We start from the raw sequence: 17,276 nt of genomic DNA on the forward strand, positions 1-17,276 counted from the left end.
TCTATCGATTAGTTGCTAGTTTGAGACGAAATGTACTTTGCAAGGTTTGCTACAGATGCAAAGTGTTCACGTGTATTGGTATCGTCCGCGTCAATTACGATATTGAACGTTTTCTTAATGGCTAAGCCGAGTTCAAGAGCATCAATGGAATCTAGGCCTAGACCATCACCGAACAGTGGTGCATCAGTTTCGATATCGTCAATAGTAATATCTTCAAGGTTTAGGGCGTCAATAATTAGTTGTTTGATTTGGTTTTGTAGTGCTTCCACAGGGTCCTACTTATTGGTGTTCATTTTCGGGGAAAATCGCTTCGGCCAAATAACGGTTTAGTTTTCTTGCCGCTAAAGTCGGAGAATTAGTTTGCTCAATAAAGGGCGTGATTTCAATCTTACCCTTTATTTCGACATGGAAAAAGGGCTTGGTCTCTGGAACTTGGTACCACTTTTTTTGTTTCGTGAGAAAAGAGGGAGTTACAGTAATGTGAACTACCCGCAAATCACGCTGAGTACGCACGGCAATTTGAGCCGCACCTCGTTGTAGCTTTGATTCGACACCAGGAGTGGTGCGTGTTCCTTCAGGGAAAACGAGTAACACGTTGCCTTGTTCAAATCGTTGCTCGCAAATTGTAATAACATCATCTGGGGCTTCATTAGGAATATAGCCTGCCGCTTGGACGATGTGCTTCATAAACGGGTTACGCCATATTGCACTTTTCACTAAGCAATCACATTGCTTAAGTTGCGAGGCAATCAAAACGTAATCAATTAGACTTGGGTGATTAGCCACAATTAGGCAATTGCGGTCGTTTTCTAACACATCAGCGCCAGTTATCTTGTAATCGATAGCACCAGTAAATTTCATTAACCGACAAAATACATGGAAAGAAGATTGAATCAATGCCTGTACGCGATGTTCTCTTAGTTCTGTCTCAGATGTGGTTCGGATAATGAACGGAATTAGCACAAAACTAAGCACTAATCCCCCAATGCCAAACACACTAAAGCAAAAGCCTGTCGCAGCAATACGCCAGAACTGATTAACTTTTAGATATAGAGACTTCACTATCATGCGATTATTTTTAGGTTATGACTGCGTTGAGGCTAAAAGATGTCGAAGAAAGTCCAAAGCTTGCGGTTGATTAGACGCCTTTACGGGAGGGACTTGTATCGAATTTCCGCGAGACAATACCAAACCAAGGCTATAGCCGCAAAACTCTTGATCTTTGAATTGTTGATAAATCTCAGGTAGAGGTTCATCAAAATCTACAACTAAGACTCGATGTTCAGGGTTTTCTTCTAAGTAACTCCACGCTTCAATTAATGCACTATTAAACGTATTGTCCGATGCTGCAATGGAAGTGACTGGAATGGCCTTCTTTGCTGCAATGGTAGTGAGTCCGGCTGCCGTATTGTGTACAGATTGAGAAAACGCCATTGGAGACGCGTCGTCACCACTGACAATAGTTTTAATTAATTCGGAACTGCGTCGTAGCTCACCATGTCTACTAGAAAAAACAATATAATCAATATCCTGTTCTTCCATAAGCTCAAGTGCACATTGGACGGCCAGCTTACTTAATGTACTCATACGACGGCGCATCATGGCAGGTATGCGGTTCACTTCTAACGTGCCTTCGCTAGGGCAGTTGCCTGTGTGGTACCAATCTTGCCAATCAGAAAAAGTATGCAGACCGTTTGATTTTGCACTCCATGCGTCAAGGTGAAAGGAAATTAATGGAGTTGAATTTGACATAAGGTATTGATTTATTTAGATACGACTGGATAATTATATCGTTTTATAAACTAAAATGTAAGGAATTAATATGAAAGCGTTAAAGTTCGCGATGGCAGTTGTTTTAGCATTGGTTGTAGTAGGTTGTGGAAGAGTCCAACCTGTACTGAATTTTGACAATGAGCCGGTAACATATGATTTGACCGCAGCACAAGTCAAGTCGGCGATTACCGAAGCTGCGACGAATCGCGGTTGGGTGATCACTGAACCTGAAGAAGGCGTTTTAAAAGCAGCAATTCTGGTTCGTAGCCATGAAGCTGAAGCTAAAATTCCTTACACTAATAAATTCTATTCAATTACTTATGTAAGCTCTAAGAACCTAAAAGCTGCAGACGGCGAAATTCATAGAAATTACAATCGCTGGATCAACAATTTGAATACTGATATAAGAAAGCAACTTGCCGCTATCGCAGCAGCAAAATAATTGAACAGAACAACCACCAGGAATTGATGTGTCAAAACAAAATATTGATCCATACAATGCATTTGAAGCAAAGACAGCGGCTCAAGAGCTGTCTTTTGCCCCAATTGTATTTCAAGCCGCTCGCACTTTACGAGACCTAGGGATTTTAGCTGAGCTCGATAAAGCGGGAGAGCAGGGACTAAGTGCTCCTGAAATTGCCCAAGCAACTGGTGTCTCTGAGTATGGTGTCAAAGTACTACTCGACATGGCAATCAGTGCCCATATCGTATTGTGGAACAAACCTAACTATTCGCTAGCTAATATGGGCTTCTTTTTGCTTCATGATGGTATGACTCAGGCAAATATGGATTTCACAGCTGATGTTTGTTACGCCGCTATGATGCATTTGACGGAATCGATTAAAGAAGGCAAACCAGCGGGTTTAAAGGAACTTGGTGAATGGGAAACCATATATCAAGGCTTGTCTCAGTTGCCAGAGAAAGCAAAAGAGAGTTGGTTCAAGTTTGATCATTTCTACTCGGACAGATCGTTTCCTATTTTATTGAAAGAAGTGTTTAGCCAAGAGCCGAAACATATTGTGGACATTGGTGGTAACACCGGTAAATGGGCGATGCAATGTTGTGGCTACAATAGCGATGTTGAAGTAACAATAGTCGATTTGCCTCAACAGCTTAATGTGGCAATGAAGAATGTGGCAGACAATGGCTTTGCGCAGCGTGTACATCCTTTCCCTGCTAACATGCTGGACAAGTCTCAAGCCTTACCTGAGAAAGCAGATGTCTGGTGGATGAGCCAGTTCTTAGATTGTTTCTCTCCAATGGAGATTCTAACGATTTTAAGAAATGTTCGTTCTCAGCTGACTCCAGATTCAACGGTCTATATTCTTGAGTTATTTTGGGATGCACAGAAATACGATGCGGCGTCGTTTAGTTTGAACGCGACGTCTCTATATTTCACCTGTCTAGCAAACGGTAATAGTCGTTTCTATCGCAGTGAAGACTTTTTAGAAATTGTCGAAGAGTCCGGATTAGAAGTGGTGGAACGTACTGACGATATTGGTTTAGGTCATACTTTACTGAAATTAAAAATAAAGTCGTAATAGTACGTGATTCATTTGCACCAACTTTTAAAGTTATAAAATGCAACAAGCCCAGCTATCGAGCTGGGCTTTTTTACCTGTGAAGTTCGCTGCTGTTAATCGCGAATTATCATCTGGTCACGCTCTGGACCAACGGATACCATGCGTACAGGCACACCCATTAAGCTTTCGATACGTGTCACATAATCTTGAGCTGCTTTTGGCAACTCCTCGAAACTACGACAGCCGGTGATGTCTTCATCCCATCCTTCCATTTGCTCGTAGACTGGAGCCAGTGCAGCCGTTTGAGGCCAAATAGGGTTTTCAGTATGTTCGCCATCGTATGCGACGCAGATTTTTAAATCTTTTAAGCCCGTCAAACAGTCGATTTTCGTGAGTGCAATTTCTGTGGCCGCTTGTAGCTCAACGCCGTTTTTGGTGGCTACGGCATCAAAGAAACCCATGTCACGTGGGCGACCCGTTGTTGCACCGAACTCGTTAGCGCTTTCACGGAAGTTATCTTGCTCTTCCATCGCTGTAACCAATGTACCTGTCCCAACGGATGAGCTAAATGCCTTAGCTACCGCGATCACGCGTTCAGGTCTAAGGGCTGGTAGACCACTGCCGATACCTGCATAAGCGGCTGTTACGTTAGATGACGTTGTCCAAGGATATTCACCGTATACTAGGTCGCGACCTGCACCTAACTGTGCTTCAAACAACAAGTTCGCATCTTTAGCTTGCAGTGCTTTTAGTGGCTCGGTGACATTACAAATAAATGGACGCCAAGATTTGGTCACCTCTAGTAGCCATTCAGTGATTTCTTTTGCGCTTTGTGAATAGTCACATTGTGGATAAAGCGCTTTTAGCTGAGGCATTTTCCAATCGAGCATAAATTGAAGGCGTTGCTCTAGGACTTCAGGCTGTTGTAACCAACCGACTAAAATACCTTTTTTCATCACACGATCGCCGTAAGCTGGTGCGATACCTTGTCGAGTTGAACCGTAAGCGGCATCGCCTAGACGTTGCTCTTCTAAAGTATCCTCAAGAGCGTGAAGAGGCAGACATAATGTCGCACGGTCTGAAATACATAGATTAATTTTAACGCCTGCTGATTCGACCTCAGCTATTTCTTCACTTAGTGCGGCAGGGCTGATGACCATACCCGGGCCAAGCACAGCGGTACAATCAGGATTAAAAATGCCACTAGGAAGTTGGTGCAGTTTGAAGGTACCGAAGTCATTGACTACAGTGTGACCGGCATTGTTTCCACCTTGAAAGCGAATGCTTGCAGACGCGTCTGCAGCTAGAAAGTCAACGATGCGGCCTTTGCCTTCATCACCCCAGTTAGCACCTACAACAACGATAGACGACATAATAAGTTCTCCTAATTGATTAGGGAGTCAGCTTAACCCTGTAGTGTGAATAAGAAAAATTAATTATAATTATTAAGTTAATAAGGAACTCATATCGGAACTATGATTATTCTATTGACTAACTCACGCATTAAGAGGGAAGAAAAATGTTAGATATTCATTGGTTAAAGACGTTTGTAACGTTGGCTGAATACAAGCATTTCGGTAAAGCGGCCAATGCGTTGCACATGACTCAGCCTAATGTGAGCTTACAGTTAAAACAGTTAGAGCAAACAACAGGCGTGAAGCTGTTAGAGCGTAATCCTTTTCATCTCACGCAAGCGGGTGAGCGTTTACTACAAAGCAGTATCAAGACGTTGGAAGAGTTACAGGTGTGTCAATCCGATCTGAATGCACTTAATGAGTTAGACAAGGGAACCATCACCGTAGCAGCAAGCGATATAATTTCACGTATGCTACTTATTGGTGCGTTTAAACTGTTCAGAAATGCTTATCCTGGAATGGATATCGTGCTTTTAAATACCACGTCATCTCAAGCAGCAGATTTAGTTAAAAAGGCCGAGGCCGATGTGGGATTTGTTATTTCCCAACAGCAATCTCAGCCGTTGCACTTTGTAGAGTTACAACAGGTCAAATGGGTGGCGTTTGGTGAAGGGTTTCAACAAGCTATCGCCAATCAAAGCGAAATTACTTTGATTCTACTTGGCCATGACACCCGAACGCGGGATCTAATTGATGACGCGTTACCCAGATTAAATCTTTCGAATTATCGTGTGATGGAAGTAGGGAGCGTTGATGCACAAATTGATTGGGCTGAAGCTGGTTTTGGGGTGGCAATTATCCCTGAGTTTGCGCTGTCAACGAAAAGAAATATTCAGACAGATGTTACGCCGTTATCTGATTTCCCGACAACGAACCTTGGTTATATTGTTCGTCAGAATCAAATCTTGTCTAAAGCGACTAAACAATTACTTCAATGGGTCGGAGATGAGATTATTATTTTACAGAAATAAGGGTTTATGTGAATTGCAGTGTAATTTATATGTTAACTTGAAATCCTAAATTCATGAATAAAATCACATTTCCATCGTTGTGGTGATAACAATAATGCAACAAATGACGTGTTATTGAACGCATTTGATAACAACGTAAATATACCTTCAAGTACCTTTTTAATTATTTAATATCAATTAGATAGTAATACTATCTCGCCTCAGTTCTTACTATCACATCCCGTTGTCTAACTTGATTCACGCAAGCTTAGATTTCAAATACGACAGATGTGCTTCACATTTTATCTACGCATAATGCACTTGCTGTAACAATATATTTCAAAGTGTAACAATAAATCCATGTTTGAAGCATGGGTTTTACGCTTCACCTTGATGATTTTGCTTACACACGCTCAACAAAAACATAATTCTAACTAATGGGTTTTGACAACGAGTTCCGACAATGTAGTCAAGCCCGAATATACTCGAGAAAGTTAATGAAAGCCTCAAGATATCAAAGCATCTTGCTTAGGGGAGGTGTGGCGACTGCCATACTTACTCTTTCTGGATGCAGTTCTGCTTTACTTGACCCCAAAGGTGCAATTGGCGTTCAAGAAAAAGAGCTGATCATCACTGCTCTTTTGCTGATGTTGATAGTTGTCATTCCTGTGATTCTGATGACGGTTTATTTTGCTTATCGGTATCGTTCAACTAACACCGAAGAAGAGTACGCTCCAGACTGGGCTCACTCGACCAAAATTGAGGTGGTGGTTTGGACTATCCCGATTATTATTATCGCGATTTTGGCGGTTATCACTTGGCGTTCTACTCACGCTTTAGAGCCATCTAAACCCATCCCACATCCAGAAAAACCTTTAACAATCGAAGTGGTTTCACTCGATTGGAAGTGGCTGTTTATCTACCCAGAACAAGGGATAGCAACGGTTAACTATGTAGCCTTTCCTAAGGATGTTCCGGTCACATTCAAAATCACTTCTGACAACATTATGAATGCGTTCTTTATCCCGAGGCTCGGCTCTCAGATCTACGCGATGCCCGGCATGGTGACGCGACTAAATCTGATTGCGAACCATCAAGGAGATTACAAAGGCTTTGCTTCTAGCTACAGCGGTAAAGGGTTCTCCGAAATGAAATTCACTGCCGCCGCTTTGGAAAACAAACAGGCCTTTTCTCAATGGGTGGACAAAGTGAAACACAGTCCAAAACAGATCGAAAACTGGCAGCAATATCGAGCGCTGGCAGAACCGAGTGTGGCTGATCCTGTCAGTCTTTATTCGAGTGTCCCTCCCGCGCTGTTTAATGATGTTGTAACTCAGTATCCAGGTTCGATGAACCGTTTACCCGAACACGAAGGATAAACGTTATGTTTGGAAGATTATCGCTCAATTCGATTCCATACCATGAGCCGATTATTGTTGTCACTTTAGTCGTGATTGCGCTTGCTGGATTAGCATTAGTCACGGCCATTACTAAAGCTAAAAAGTGGCAATATCTTTGGAATGAATGGTTTACCACAGTTGACCATAAAAAACTGGGATTCATGTACATCGCTGTGGCAATGGTGATGTTGATTAGGGGCTTCTCTGATGCGGTGATGATGCGCAGCCAACAACTGCTGTCGTCTGCTGGTGAAGCCGGGTACTTGCCACCCCACCACTATGACCAGATTTTTACTGCACACGGCGTGATCATGATATTTTTCGTTGCCATGCCACTTGTGATTGGTCTTATGAATATCGTCGTTCCTTTGCAAATAGGAGCGCGAGATGTCGCCTTTCCTTATCTAAATAATCTCAGTTTTTGGCTGTTTATTGTTGGCGTGATACTCACCAACCTATCGCTTGGTGTTGGTGAATTTGGTCGCACAGGTTGGTTGGCGTACCCACCATTGTCAGGGATTGATGCAAGCCCCGGGGTCGGGGTCGATTATTGGATATGGGCGTTACAAATATCTGGTGTCGGAACAACCTTAACCGGTGTGAACTTCTTTGCCACTATATTGCGCATGCGAACTCCATCTATGCCGTTAATGAAAATGCCGGTATTCACTTGGGCATCTTTGTGCGCCAATATTCTGATTATTATTTCATTCCCCATCTTGGCGGTTACCATTGCGCTGTTGACTTTAGACCGTTACTTAGGAATGCATTTCTTCACCAATGACTTTGGCGGCAACATGATGATGTACGTCAACTTGATTTGGGCATGGGGACATCCAGAGGTGTACATCCTAGTACTGCCAATTTTCGGTGTCTTTTCGGAAGTCACAGCGACGTTCTCACGCAAAAAACTGTTTGGCTATACCTCACTAGTTTGGGCGACCATTGCGATCACTATCTTGGCGTTTGTCGTTTGGTTACATCACTTCTTTACCATGGGATCTGGTGCAAACGTCAATGCATTCTTCGGCATTGCGACCATGATTATCTCGATCCCTACAGGGGTGAAGATCTTTAACTGGTTGTTCACTATGTACAAGGGACGAGTACGCTTTACCACGCCAATGTTATGGACACTAGGTTTCTTGATTACCTTCTCGGTCGGCGGGATGACTGGTGTATTGATGGCGGTACCGGGTGCTGACTTCGTACTACACAACTCGGTCTTCCTAGTTGCGCACTTCCATAATGTGATTATCGGTGGTGTGGTGTTTGGTTGCTTTGCTGCTATCACTTACTGGTTCCCGAAAGCAACAGGTTTCATGATGAATGAGACGTGGGGCAAACGAGCATTCTATCTCTGGATTATTGGCTTCTTGATGGCGTTCTTACCTTTGTATGCGCTGGGCTTTATGGGGATGACGCGACGTCTTAGTCAAGATATCAACCCTGAATACTTCCCATTACTTGCTGTTGCAGCAGCAGGAACTGCCGTAATTGCACTCGGCGTTGTGTGCCAGTTCATTCAAATCTATGTCAGTGTTCGTGATAGAAAAGCGCATCTCGATCTCACTGGAGACCCGTGGGGCGGCCGTACCTTTGAATGGGCAACCTCGTCACCTCCGCCGTTCTATAACTTTGCACATTTACCAAAAGGCGACCAAATTGATGCATTTTGGTATCAGAAAGAAAGCGGTGAGTTTGATCCAATGAAGAAAGTGGAATATCAACGTATTCACATGCCGAAAAATTCGCCGACAGGTATCTATATTTCAGCTTGGGCACTGGCCTTTGGCTTTGGAATGATTTGGTACATGTGGTGGTTAGCGGCCATTAGTTTCGTTGGCATTGTCGTAAGTTGTATCAAACATAGTTACAACGATGATGTGGATTATTACGTCGAGGTTGAGGAAATCGAAGCCATCGAAAACGCTAGACGACAGCAGCTTGAACTAGCCAAGCAACACACTCATGCCGACGGAAATAAGAAGGACGATATGGAGGTGAATTATGCAGGGTAGTGTGAGTGCACCAGTTCATGATAGCCACGATCATAGTGATAACAAGCTGTTTGGTTTCTGGATTTACTTGATGAGTGACTGCGTGCTTTTCGCAACGTTGTTCGCTACTTATGCGGTACTTGCCAGTAACCCTATGACGGGGTCATTAGCGAGAGAACTGTTTGAGTTGCCGTTTGTCTTCGTAGAAACCATGTTGCTGCTACTGAGTAGTATCACGTTTGGTTTTGGCATGATTGCGATGAAGCGTCAGGATATTACCAACCTCAAGTTGTGGATGAAAGTAACCTTTCTGCTTGGGCTAGGTTTTATTGGCATGGAAGTGTATGAGTTTCATCACCTGATAGTTGAAGGATATGGACCTCAAACCAATGCTTTCTTGTCAGCATTCTTTACTTTAGTTGGGACTCACGGCCTTCATGTGACATTTGGCTTGATCTGGATGGCGGTGTGTTATCACCAGCTGTCGAAGAAAGGGTTAAACAGCAACATGACGATGCGTTTTAGTTGTTTAAGCCTGTTCTGGCACTTCTTAGATATTGTTTGGATCTGTGTATTTACCATCGTTTATTTACTGGGAGTCATGTCATGAGCAGTAATACAGATATAGCTGCATCAGACTACATCAAAGGGTTTTGTGCGGCTTTGGTACTGACCGTAGTACCGTTCTATTTGGTTTGGGCACAATCTCTGCCAGCGAGTACAACGTATTTTGTTTTATTTGCTTGCGCGATTGTTCAGGTGTTTGTTCACTTCAAATACTTCCTACATATGGAAGCGAAGACCTCTGATGGGCAGTGGAATTTGGTTTCGTTGCTGTTCACCATCGTTGTGGTGTTTATCCTCATCGCCGGGTCGCTGTGGATAATGTACAACATGAATATGAACATGATGATGTAGAGGCAGTATGCTCAAAAATTATCTGACGATTACAAAACCAGGTATTATTTTTGGCAACATGGTCTCAACAGCGGCAGGGTTTTTCCTTGCCGCTAAAAGTGAGCATGTCGATATTACCTTGTTCTTTGCAGCACTCGTTGGTGTGGGGCTAGTCATAGCGTCAGGGTGTGTTGTGAACAATATTTTCGATAGGGATATTGATCAGAAGATGGAGCGAACTAAACATCGCGATTTAGTTCAGGGTTATGTCAATATGGATGTCGCGTTTGTTTACGCGCTATTCCTCTTGCTTGTTGGTACAGCGTTGTTATATCAGATGACCAATCCACTATCTGCGGTTGTTGTGCTCATCGGCTATGTCTTCTACGTGTTCTTTTACACCATGTGGTACAAGCGACATTCAGTGTATGGAACCTTGATCGGAAGTATCTCAGGAGCAGTGCCTCCACTTGTCGGTTACTTAGCGGTCACTAATTATTTGAGCGTTGAATCTGTCTTATTGTTCCTGTTGTTCTGTCTTTGGCAAATGCCACACTCTTACGCTATTGCGATTTTTCGAATGGAAGATTATCGTCAAGCAGGTATTCCTGTTTTACCTGTTAAGGAAGGCCTGAATAAAGCGAACCAACATATTCGACACTATGTGTTGGCATTTTGCGCGGTTGCTGCCGCACTTTTCTTTGTTGGTGAGGCGAACTACGAATATCTGATTGTAGTAGGAGCGATGAGTGCGTTCTGGGCTCGAGTTACATTCCGCGATATGAATAGCAGCAATTATATTGATTGGTCCAAAGCGGTATTTAAAGTTTCGTTGCTGGTGGTGACAAGTTTCAGCGGAGTGCTAGGACTAGAGCTACTACCGCTTCATTTCTAATTGACAGGTTCACAGTCGTGATTGACGATTCGTGAACCTTTTATCCTTAAACTTTTCAGATTGTTTATTGAATGGACTGCACATACGCCAAGATATCAATAGCATCTTTCTCGGTAAGTACTCCCTTAAAAGCAGGCATACCTTCGTCTATTTTTCCCGCTAACACTTTATTCGCAATTTGGGTGGGTGTTTTGAAAGGTTTGTTGATCTTCTGAGCGATATCGGCTGGTTCATTTGGCAGAGCGTTAGCCGCTACACCATCACCATGCCCCTTAGAACCATGACAGGAGATACACAGCGCCTCGTATTTTTGTTTTCCATTAGCGACGTTGCCGTCAATGGGTGGCTTTGCTGCTGAAACGAAAGTGAAACTGCCAATGAAAAGCGCCATTGCACCTAATAATGTTGCGAAGAGTAATTTCAATTTGACCTTCATATTGTGTACTTCCTATGTGTTTTCTCGAATCCTAACGACATAAGAATGAATAGTGGGTGAATATAAAGTTATATTTATATTCATCAGTTAGTTATGTGAATATTCTCAGTGGATAGACTAGCAATCAAAAAGCAGAAGGGTTGAGACGCGGCTTATTACTTCCAAGAATAAAGAAATCAGCAAACACAATCGTGGAAGAATAAAGTGAAGTGTAAAGTTACCTGAAACTGAGAAACAAATTATTGTTGCTTTTATTAATTTGGTGAAAAGCGTGCTACTAGTGACTGGAATCGGCTTTAAAGTGCTTATAAGTAATGATCTCTATATCACATAAAAACGATCGTCAACATGGATAATGTGATCAACTTCAATATTTATGCATTTTAAGAAATGTCAAAAAATGATGCATTTATCAACTTTGTTCTATTGACTTGTAATTAAAATAAAATATTTACCAAAACTTTCAATTGTAATTTGTTAACTTGATCATTACTTGCCTATTGACAGGTGATTTTTGGTGACTTGTGTCACAATTAGTGCGGAATTGCATGTCCCCAGGAAAAGAACTCATAATGAACTCAACGAAACGACATTCATTATGGGACAAGACAATGCTGTATGACTTAATCGACCATGACCTAGTAGACGTTGTAGAACATGATAACACATCATGGGAACAGGCTGTAAGAACGACAACACAATACCTCGAAGAGAAGGGCTATGTGACGTCGAATTACGCTGATGCCATTATTCAGTCTACCATCGACAATGGTCCTTATTACGTTTTGTGCCCGGGCATCGCGATGCCGCATGCTCGCCCTGAGGCCGGTGTATTAAAAACCGGTTTAGGCATTCACATCTTCCCTGAACCAGTAGACTTTGGTTCAGATCTTGGCCCCGCTAACGTACTGCTAACCTTAGCTGCCAAGGATTCAGATACTCACATTCAAGTAATCCAATCTTTAAGTGAAATGCTTGTCGACGAGACAAATATAGAGAAGCTCGCAGCAGCAAAATCGAAAACAGAAGTATTGGATATTATAAAAACCTGCTAATAAGGAATGTAACGTGACTACAAATATGAGAGCGAAAGTGCAATCATTTGGCGGACATCTTACCGCCATGGTATTGCCCAATATAGGCGCATTTATTGCGTGGGGTTTTATCACTGCGCTATTTATCCCAACAGGCTGGATGCCTAACGAAGCGTTTGGCAGCATTGTTGGCCCAATGATCACTTACTTGTTACCGCTGTTAATCGGTTACACCGGTGGTCAACTTGTTGGTGACAAGCGTGGTGCAGTAGCGGGTGCTATCGCTACGATGGGTGTCATCGTAGGTGCTGACATTCCAATGTTTGTTGGTGCAATGATTATGGGCCCGCTTAGTGCATGGGTTGTGGTGCAAATGGATAAGCGAATCCAACACCGTATCCCGTCTGGCTTTGAGATGGTCGTGAACAACTTCTCACTGGGTATCGTAGGTATGCTTTTGTGCCTATTTGCTTATGAGATTGTTGGTCCTGCTGTGACTGCTGCAAACTTGTTCGTTAAATCAGGCATTGAAGCTTTGGTAGCAACAGGTTTCTTACCTCTACTTGCGATTATCAATGAACCAGCAAAAGTATTGTTCCTAAACAATGCAATCGACCAAGGCATTTATTACCCTCTAGGTCTTCAAGCTGCGGCTGAAACTGGTAAATCCATCTTCTTTATGGTGGCGTCTAACCCAGGCCCTGGTCTAGGTATGCTACTTGCGTATGCAAAATTTGGTGAAGGTTTGTCGAAGCGTTCAGCGCCAAGTGCCATCATCATCCACTTCTTCGGAGGTATCCACGAGCTTTACTTCCCATATGTGTTGATGAAGCCAATCATGATCGTAGCAATGATTGCTGGTGCAGCGACAGGTATCGCAACCTTCAATCTACTTGATGCAGGTCTAGTCGCGGGTCCAAGTCCAGGTTCTATCTTCTCTTACTTGGCGCTAACGCCGAAAGGAAGCTTCCTAGCGACTATCGCTGGTGTGACAACAGCAACAATTGTTTCTTTCTTGGTAGCGAGTGCCATTCTGAAAATGTCCAAGAGCACAGAGTCCGAAGAGGACTTCGAGCAATCAGTCACCAATATGAAGGACATGAAAGCGGAAGGTGCTATCAACACAGCGGCTGCAACTCAAGCTACGGCTGAAGGCAAAAACATCAAGTTCGTTGCATTTGCTTGTGATGCTGGTATGGGCTCAAGTGCTATGGGAGCGTCTACCTTCAAGAGAAAACTGACACAAGCGGGCTACGATGTCGAAGTGAAGAACTTCGCTATCGAAAAAGTACCTAGCGACGCAGATATAGTTGTGACTCATGAGAGCCTAGAGAGTCGAGCAGTGAAAGCAACAGGGTTGCCTGTAATTACTATCAAGAACTTTATTAATGACCCAGCACTAGATGAGCTGCTGGTGACTATCGAACAACAAGCTTAATAACTATTATTTCGGGGGCGTCTCGGCGCCCCTATGAGGAGAGAGAACATGGTTGAAACTACGGCAGCTGTCATCTGCGGAGAAAAGAACATTCAACTTCGCACTTTTGACCTACCAGCTATTTCGGCGGATGAACTACTGGTCAAAAACATTTCTAACAGCGTTTGTTTATCAACGTATAAAGCAGCGCTTCTAGGTAGTAAACATAAGCGTGTACCAGAAGATATTGCAGAAACACCAGTTATCACGGGTCACGAGTATGCCGGTATTATTGTTGAAGTTGGTGACAACCTAAAAGACAAGTTCAAGCCAGGTGACTCTTTTGTACTCCAACCAGCAATGGGCTTACCATCTGGTTATTCTGCCGGCTACAGCTACGAGACATTTGGTGGTAACGCTACTTATTCAATTATCCCGAAAATCGCTATCGACCTTGGCTGCGTGCTTCCTTATGAAGGGAACTACTTTGCTGACGCTTCGCTAGCAGAACCAATGTCGTGCATTATTGGCGCCTATCATGCGAGCTACCATACAACTCCTTACGTGTATGAACATGATATGGGTATCAAAGAGGGCGGGTCACTCGCGCTTCTCGCTTGTGCTGGTCCAATGGGTATCGGTGCTATCGACTACGCGATCAATGGTCCAGTAAAACCTAAACTACTGGTTGTTACTGACATTGATGCAGAACGTCTCGCACGCGCCGAGAGCTTAATTCCAGTAAGCACAGCGGCGGAGAATGGTGTTGAGCTTCACTATGTGAATACGGCGAATGTGGAAGATCCGGTTGAGTACCTTAAATCACTGAACGGCGGATTAGGTTACGATGACGTTATGGTCTACGCTGCTGTATCACAAGTATTAGAGCAAGCGGATGAGTTGCTAGGTAACGACGGCTGTTTAAACTTCTTTGCTGGTCCTACAGATAAGAAATTCAAAGTACCGTTTAACTTCTATAATGTGCACTACGAAGCGACTCACATTGTCGGGACGTCAGGTGGCTCTACCGGAGACATGATTGAGTCTCTAGACCTTTCTGCAAAAGGGAAGATCAATCCATCGTTCATGATTACCCATGTAGGCGGCCTACAAGCAGCACCAGATACGATTCTGAACCAGCTCGATATTCCGGGTGGTAAGAAGCTGATTTACCCTCACATAGACTTGCCTTTAACAGCAATCGACCAGTTTAAGACTCTAGAAGACGGTGACCCATTCTTTGGGGAATTGGACGCGATTTTGCAGCAAAACAACTATGTTTGGAATGCAGAAGCAGAAAAAGCGTTACTGGAGTTTTATGACGTGAGTTTGACGGTTTAGTCGAAGCTTATTTATGTGGTAGCCTCACAGTTACCACATAATCAAAAGGTTAGAAACTTTGTCACGAATTGAAGATTTATTGGAGAAATTGGATGAGTGCGATAACGCCACCGCCTTTCTTCAAGTTTCAAACAAAATTATAAACCTCAAATTAAAAGCCATACTTCCATCGGTATTCGTACAAGACGAACTAGTGAAGGAGTATGCTGTGGACCCGTTGCTGAAAGAAGATGGGCCTCTCGTGACCACAGATGTGGTGTCAAAGTTAGTATTCGCAATGGGTAAGATTTCGCTAGAAACCTATTCGGATATCGGCCTTTACGACCAAGTGCTGGAGTACGCCTTGTCTAGGCCAGAAAAAGTGTCGTTTAGTGATGACATGATTTATGACTTTATCGAGAATCAAGCCATTTTATCTTCGCAACAAGATAGCTTTTATATTGAATCTCTAAAACAACTTAAGTTCTCTTCATTTGAGACGTTTTCACAGATGAGATACGAATCTCTCATCATCACAGTCCTTAAACTGTCTTGTGAAATGCTCATTCAAAAAATAGAAGAGGAGATCCATCAGTAAGGTGTCACTATGAAAGTGAATTTAAACGTTAGCGGCTTTGAAACCCAAGCTGAATTTCCCAATAGCGACGTTGAACAAATCCATAAACCCCTAGTCGAAAAATTCTCCAAACTCTACAAAGAAAAACAAGACCGAGTCATTATCTTTCTTGCTGCGCCACCAGGCAGTGGAAAATCCACACTTGCAGCATTTTGGGAACATCTGTCAGAGCAAGACGAAGCCCTAGAAACCTTGCAAGTATTACCGTTTGATGGCTTTCACTTTCCAAATGAAATCTTAGACAGCAATAGCACGACTCGAAATGGTAAAGAAATACTACTTCGCTCAATAAAGGGTGCTTATGAGACCTTCAATCTGACTGAACTGGTCAGAAAACTAAGACAGTTAAAAGACCCTGCGCCTAAATGGCCCTATTACGACCGAAATCTTCACGATCCCGTGGACGATGCGTTGATTGTCGATAAGAACATTGTAGTTATCGAAGGAAACTATTTATTGCTAGATCAACCGGTTTGGAATGGGTTAAAGAATTTTGCTGATTTCACGGTGTTCATCGATACCGACCCTCAGTTCTTACAAGATCGTTTGGTGAACCGTAAGATTCGCGGTGGTACATCCGAGGAAGATGCCTTGGACTTCTACTACAAGTCAGATGCTATCAACGTCGATAACGTACTGAACAACTCTCAAAAAGCAGACTTGAACCTATATCTAAACCAAGATGGTTCCTTCAAGATTTAAGCGATAGAGGACGAGAGTTATGAAAATAGTCATTGATACCCATACTCATACTATCGCTAGCGGCCATGCTTATAGTACGGTCCTAGAGAATGCGTTAGCAGCAAAAAATAAGGGGCTGGAGCTTCTTTGTATTACGGATCATGCTCCTGAAATGCCAGGTGCCCCCCATTACTGGTATTTTAACAATCAAAGGATTCTGCCCCGATTTCTCCATGATGTCGGCATCTTGCGTGGTGTCGAAGCCAACATTCTAAATACAAAGGGAGAAATTGATCTTCCTAACTCCAGTGACCAACATTTGGACTGGGTTATTGCCAGCTTTCATGAACCCGTGTTTTCACCGTCCACGGAAGAAGCGCACACAGAAGCGCTGATCAACGCTATGCAAAGTGGGCGAATTGATGTGTTAGGGCATACAGGGAACCCTAACTACCCGTTTGATATGCGCAAAGTTTTACAGTGCGCGAAAGACTTAAACATTGTTGTCGAAGTAAACAACACCTCACTAACTGGTAAAAGCCGTAAGGGCAGTGACAAGCGTTGTGACGAAATTGTCCGTCTAGGAAATGAAATAGGTGTGTATTTCACCACGGGTTCAGACGCGCACTTTTGTGAGGAAATTTCAAAACTCGACAAAGCCATAGACCTGCTCACTAAACACCAAGTACCGGAAGAGAGAATTATATCGACATCGTCGAGCCGCTTTCTAAATTTCCTGCGTCTACGCGGCAAAGCAACAATCCAAGAATTTGAACATTTATATTAATTTTTGAGAGTTAAAATGACTGAAACAAACAACAGAAAAAAACTCGCCAATGCAATCCGCGCGCTAAGCATGGATGGTGTTCAACAAGCTAACTCAGGTCACCCAGGTGCA

20 protein-coding genes are annotated in these 17,276 nt (G+C 43.2%); 15 read left to right on the forward strand and 5 right to left on the reverse strand.

Annotated features, from left to right (window positions below; translation table 11 throughout):
* Positions 1–8: 8 nt before the first annotated feature.
* From OH456_RS14485 to OH456_RS14495, 3 genes are read right to left on the reverse strand one after another with little or no spacing between them, the layout of a single operon-like run.
* The gene (locus tag OH456_RS14485; RefSeq protein ID WP_006071847.1) at positions 9–269 is read right to left on the reverse strand and encodes a phosphopantetheine-binding protein; all 261 of its coding nucleotides are present in this window, start codon (positions 267–269) and stop codon (positions 9–11) included.
* A 10-nt stretch (positions 270–279) separates the two neighbouring features.
* On the reverse strand, positions 280–1,068 hold the full coding sequence (locus tag OH456_RS14490; protein ID WP_270033720.1) for a lysophospholipid acyltransferase family protein: 789 nt from the start codon (positions 1,066–1,068) through the stop codon (positions 280–282).
* A 15-nt stretch (positions 1,069–1,083) separates the two neighbouring features.
* Positions 1,084–1,752 carry a beta-ketoacyl synthase chain length factor gene (locus tag OH456_RS14495; protein ID WP_240206052.1) on the reverse strand — a complete coding sequence of 223 codons (669 nt, stop codon included), beginning with the start codon at positions 1,750–1,752 and terminating at the stop codon, positions 1,084–1,086.
* 70 nt (positions 1,753–1,822) lie between these two features.
* On the opposite strand from OH456_RS14495, the gene OH456_RS14500 reads away from it, so the two are divergent.
* Both OH456_RS14500 and OH456_RS14505 read left to right on the forward strand, forming a co-directional pair.
* Positions 1,823–2,215, forward strand: coding sequence for a hypothetical protein (locus OH456_RS14500; RefSeq protein ID WP_270033721.1), 393 nt, complete (start codon positions 1,823–1,825; stop codon positions 2,213–2,215).
* Between the two features lie 28 nt (positions 2,216–2,243).
* Complete coding sequence (locus tag OH456_RS14505; protein ID WP_006071841.1) at positions 2,244–3,314, forward strand: class I SAM-dependent methyltransferase; 1,071 nt, start codon at positions 2,244–2,246, stop codon at positions 3,312–3,314.
* 95 nt (positions 3,315–3,409) lie between these two features.
* Here OH456_RS14505 and OH456_RS14510 read toward each other — a convergent pair whose 3' ends face one another.
* The gene (locus OH456_RS14510) at positions 3,410–4,669 is read right to left on the reverse strand and encodes an adenylosuccinate synthase (protein ID WP_107307001.1); all 1,260 of its coding nucleotides are present in this window, start codon (positions 4,667–4,669) and stop codon (positions 3,410–3,412) included.
* A gap of 146 nt (positions 4,670–4,815) precedes the next feature.
* Between OH456_RS14510 and OH456_RS14515 the strand changes: the two genes are divergently transcribed.
* The 6 genes from OH456_RS14515 to cyoE all read left to right on the forward strand — a co-directional run bounded on the left by OH456_RS14515 (position 4,816) and on the right by cyoE (position 10,853).
* Complete coding sequence (locus OH456_RS14515; RefSeq protein ID WP_270033722.1) at positions 4,816–5,682, forward strand: LysR family transcriptional regulator; 867 nt, start codon at positions 4,816–4,818, stop codon at positions 5,680–5,682.
* Between the two features lie 476 nt (positions 5,683–6,158).
* A complete protein-coding gene (gene cyoA / locus OH456_RS14520) occupies positions 6,159–7,040 on the forward strand; it encodes a ubiquinol oxidase subunit II (protein ID WP_124939862.1) in 882 nt (293 codons plus the stop codon).
* A gap of 5 nt (positions 7,041–7,045) precedes the next feature.
* Positions 7,046–9,082 carry a cytochrome o ubiquinol oxidase subunit I gene (gene cyoB, locus OH456_RS14525; protein WP_252038117.1) on the forward strand — a complete coding sequence of 679 codons (2,037 nt, stop codon included), beginning with the start codon at positions 7,046–7,048 and terminating at the stop codon, positions 9,080–9,082.
* Positions 9,072–9,671: a cytochrome o ubiquinol oxidase subunit III gene (gene cyoC / locus OH456_RS14530; protein ID WP_006071829.1), complete on the forward strand. Its 600-nt coding sequence runs from the start codon at positions 9,072–9,074 to the stop codon at positions 9,669–9,671. Before cyoB ends, cyoC begins: the two co-directional genes overlap by 11 nt.
* Positions 9,668–9,979: a cytochrome o ubiquinol oxidase subunit IV gene (gene cyoD, locus OH456_RS14535; RefSeq protein WP_006071828.1), complete on the forward strand. Its 312-nt coding sequence runs from the start codon at positions 9,668–9,670 to the stop codon at positions 9,977–9,979. Before cyoC ends, cyoD begins: the two co-directional genes overlap by 4 nt.
* Before the next feature lie 7 nt (positions 9,980–9,986).
* Positions 9,987–10,853, forward strand: a complete 867-nt coding sequence (gene cyoE / locus OH456_RS14540) for a heme o synthase (protein ID WP_006071827.1) — start codon at positions 9,987–9,989, stop codon at positions 10,851–10,853.
* Between the two features lie 64 nt (positions 10,854–10,917).
* On the opposite strand, the gene OH456_RS14545 is transcribed toward cyoE, so the two are convergent.
* Positions 10,918–11,289 (reverse strand): c-type cytochrome, encoded by a 372-nt coding sequence (locus OH456_RS14545; protein WP_270033723.1) that lies wholly within the window; start codon positions 11,287–11,289, stop codon positions 10,918–10,920.
* A 611-nt stretch (positions 11,290–11,900) separates the two neighbouring features.
* On the opposite strand from OH456_RS14545, the gene OH456_RS14550 reads away from it, so the two are divergent.
* The 7 genes from OH456_RS14550 to OH456_RS14580 all read left to right on the forward strand — a co-directional run.
* Positions 11,901–12,344 (forward strand): PTS sugar transporter subunit IIA, encoded by a 444-nt coding sequence (locus OH456_RS14550; RefSeq protein ID WP_038222468.1) that lies wholly within the window; start codon positions 11,901–11,903, stop codon positions 12,342–12,344.
* A 13-nt stretch (positions 12,345–12,357) separates the two neighbouring features.
* Positions 12,358–13,761 carry a PTS mannitol transporter subunit IICB gene (locus OH456_RS14555; protein WP_086027628.1) on the forward strand — a complete coding sequence of 468 codons (1,404 nt, stop codon included), beginning with the start codon at positions 12,358–12,360 and terminating at the stop codon, positions 13,759–13,761.
* 48 nt (positions 13,762–13,809) lie between these two features.
* On the forward strand, positions 13,810–15,081 hold the full coding sequence (locus OH456_RS14560; protein WP_270033724.1) for a zinc-binding dehydrogenase: 1,272 nt from the start codon (positions 13,810–13,812) through the stop codon (positions 15,079–15,081).
* A 58-nt stretch (positions 15,082–15,139) separates the two neighbouring features.
* Positions 15,140–15,658 (forward strand): MltR family transcriptional regulator, encoded by a 519-nt coding sequence (locus OH456_RS14565; protein WP_006071819.1) that lies wholly within the window; start codon positions 15,140–15,142, stop codon positions 15,656–15,658.
* Between the two features lie 9 nt (positions 15,659–15,667).
* Positions 15,668–16,399 (forward strand): nucleoside/nucleotide kinase family protein, encoded by a 732-nt coding sequence (locus OH456_RS14570; RefSeq protein WP_270033725.1) that lies wholly within the window; start codon positions 15,668–15,670, stop codon positions 16,397–16,399.
* Between the two features lie 19 nt (positions 16,400–16,418).
* Positions 16,419–17,165, forward strand: coding sequence for a phosphatase (locus OH456_RS14575; protein ID WP_107307003.1), 747 nt, complete (start codon positions 16,419–16,421; stop codon positions 17,163–17,165).
* A gap of 15 nt (positions 17,166–17,180) precedes the next feature.
* The coding region (locus tag OH456_RS14580; RefSeq protein ID WP_270033730.1) for a hypothetical protein at positions 17,181–17,276 on the forward strand (96 nt) is incomplete at its 3' end.

This window comes from Vibrio sp. La 4.2.2, assembly GCF_027586995.1.
Lineage (GTDB): Bacteria > Pseudomonadota > Gammaproteobacteria > Enterobacterales > Vibrionaceae > Vibrio > Vibrio mediterranei.

Bases quoted from the DNA above. Each gene is read 5' to 3' on its own strand.
- OH456_RS14490 (WP_270033720.1), bottom strand. From the start codon at position 1,068: ATGATAGTGAAGTCTCTATATCTAAAAGTTAATCAGTTCTGGCGTATT.
- OH456_RS14495 (WP_240206052.1), bottom strand. From the start codon at position 1,752: ATGTCAAATTCAACTCCATTAATTTCCTTTCACCTTGACGCATGGAGT.
- OH456_RS14500 (WP_270033721.1), top strand. From the start codon at position 1,823: ATGAAAGCGTTAAAGTTCGCGATGGCAGTTGTTTTAGCATTGGTTGTA.
- OH456_RS14510 (WP_107307001.1), bottom strand. From the start codon at position 4,669: ATGTCGTCTATCGTTGTTGTAGGTGCTAACTGGGGTGATGAAGGCAAA.
- OH456_RS14515 (WP_270033722.1), top strand. From the start codon at position 4,816: ATGTTAGATATTCATTGGTTAAAGACGTTTGTAACGTTGGCTGAATAC.
- cyoA (WP_124939862.1), top strand. From the start codon at position 6,159: ATGAAAGCCTCAAGATATCAAAGCATCTTGCTTAGGGGAGGTGTGGCG.
- cyoB (WP_252038117.1), top strand. From the start codon at position 7,046: ATGTTTGGAAGATTATCGCTCAATTCGATTCCATACCATGAGCCGATT.
- cyoC (WP_006071829.1), top strand. From the start codon at position 9,072: ATGCAGGGTAGTGTGAGTGCACCAGTTCATGATAGCCACGATCATAGT.
- cyoD (WP_006071828.1), top strand. From the start codon at position 9,668: ATGAGCAGTAATACAGATATAGCTGCATCAGACTACATCAAAGGGTTT.
- cyoE (WP_006071827.1), top strand. From the start codon at position 9,987: ATGCTCAAAAATTATCTGACGATTACAAAACCAGGTATTATTTTTGGC.
- OH456_RS14545 (WP_270033723.1), bottom strand. From the start codon at position 11,289: ATGAAGGTCAAATTGAAATTACTCTTCGCAACATTATTAGGTGCAATG.
- OH456_RS14550 (WP_038222468.1), top strand. From the start codon at position 11,901: ATGCTGTATGACTTAATCGACCATGACCTAGTAGACGTTGTAGAACAT.
- OH456_RS14560 (WP_270033724.1), top strand. From the start codon at position 13,810: ATGGTTGAAACTACGGCAGCTGTCATCTGCGGAGAAAAGAACATTCAA.
- OH456_RS14570 (WP_270033725.1), top strand. From the start codon at position 15,668: ATGAAAGTGAATTTAAACGTTAGCGGCTTTGAAACCCAAGCTGAATTT.
- OH456_RS14575 (WP_107307003.1), top strand. From the start codon at position 16,419: ATGAAAATAGTCATTGATACCCATACTCATACTATCGCTAGCGGCCAT.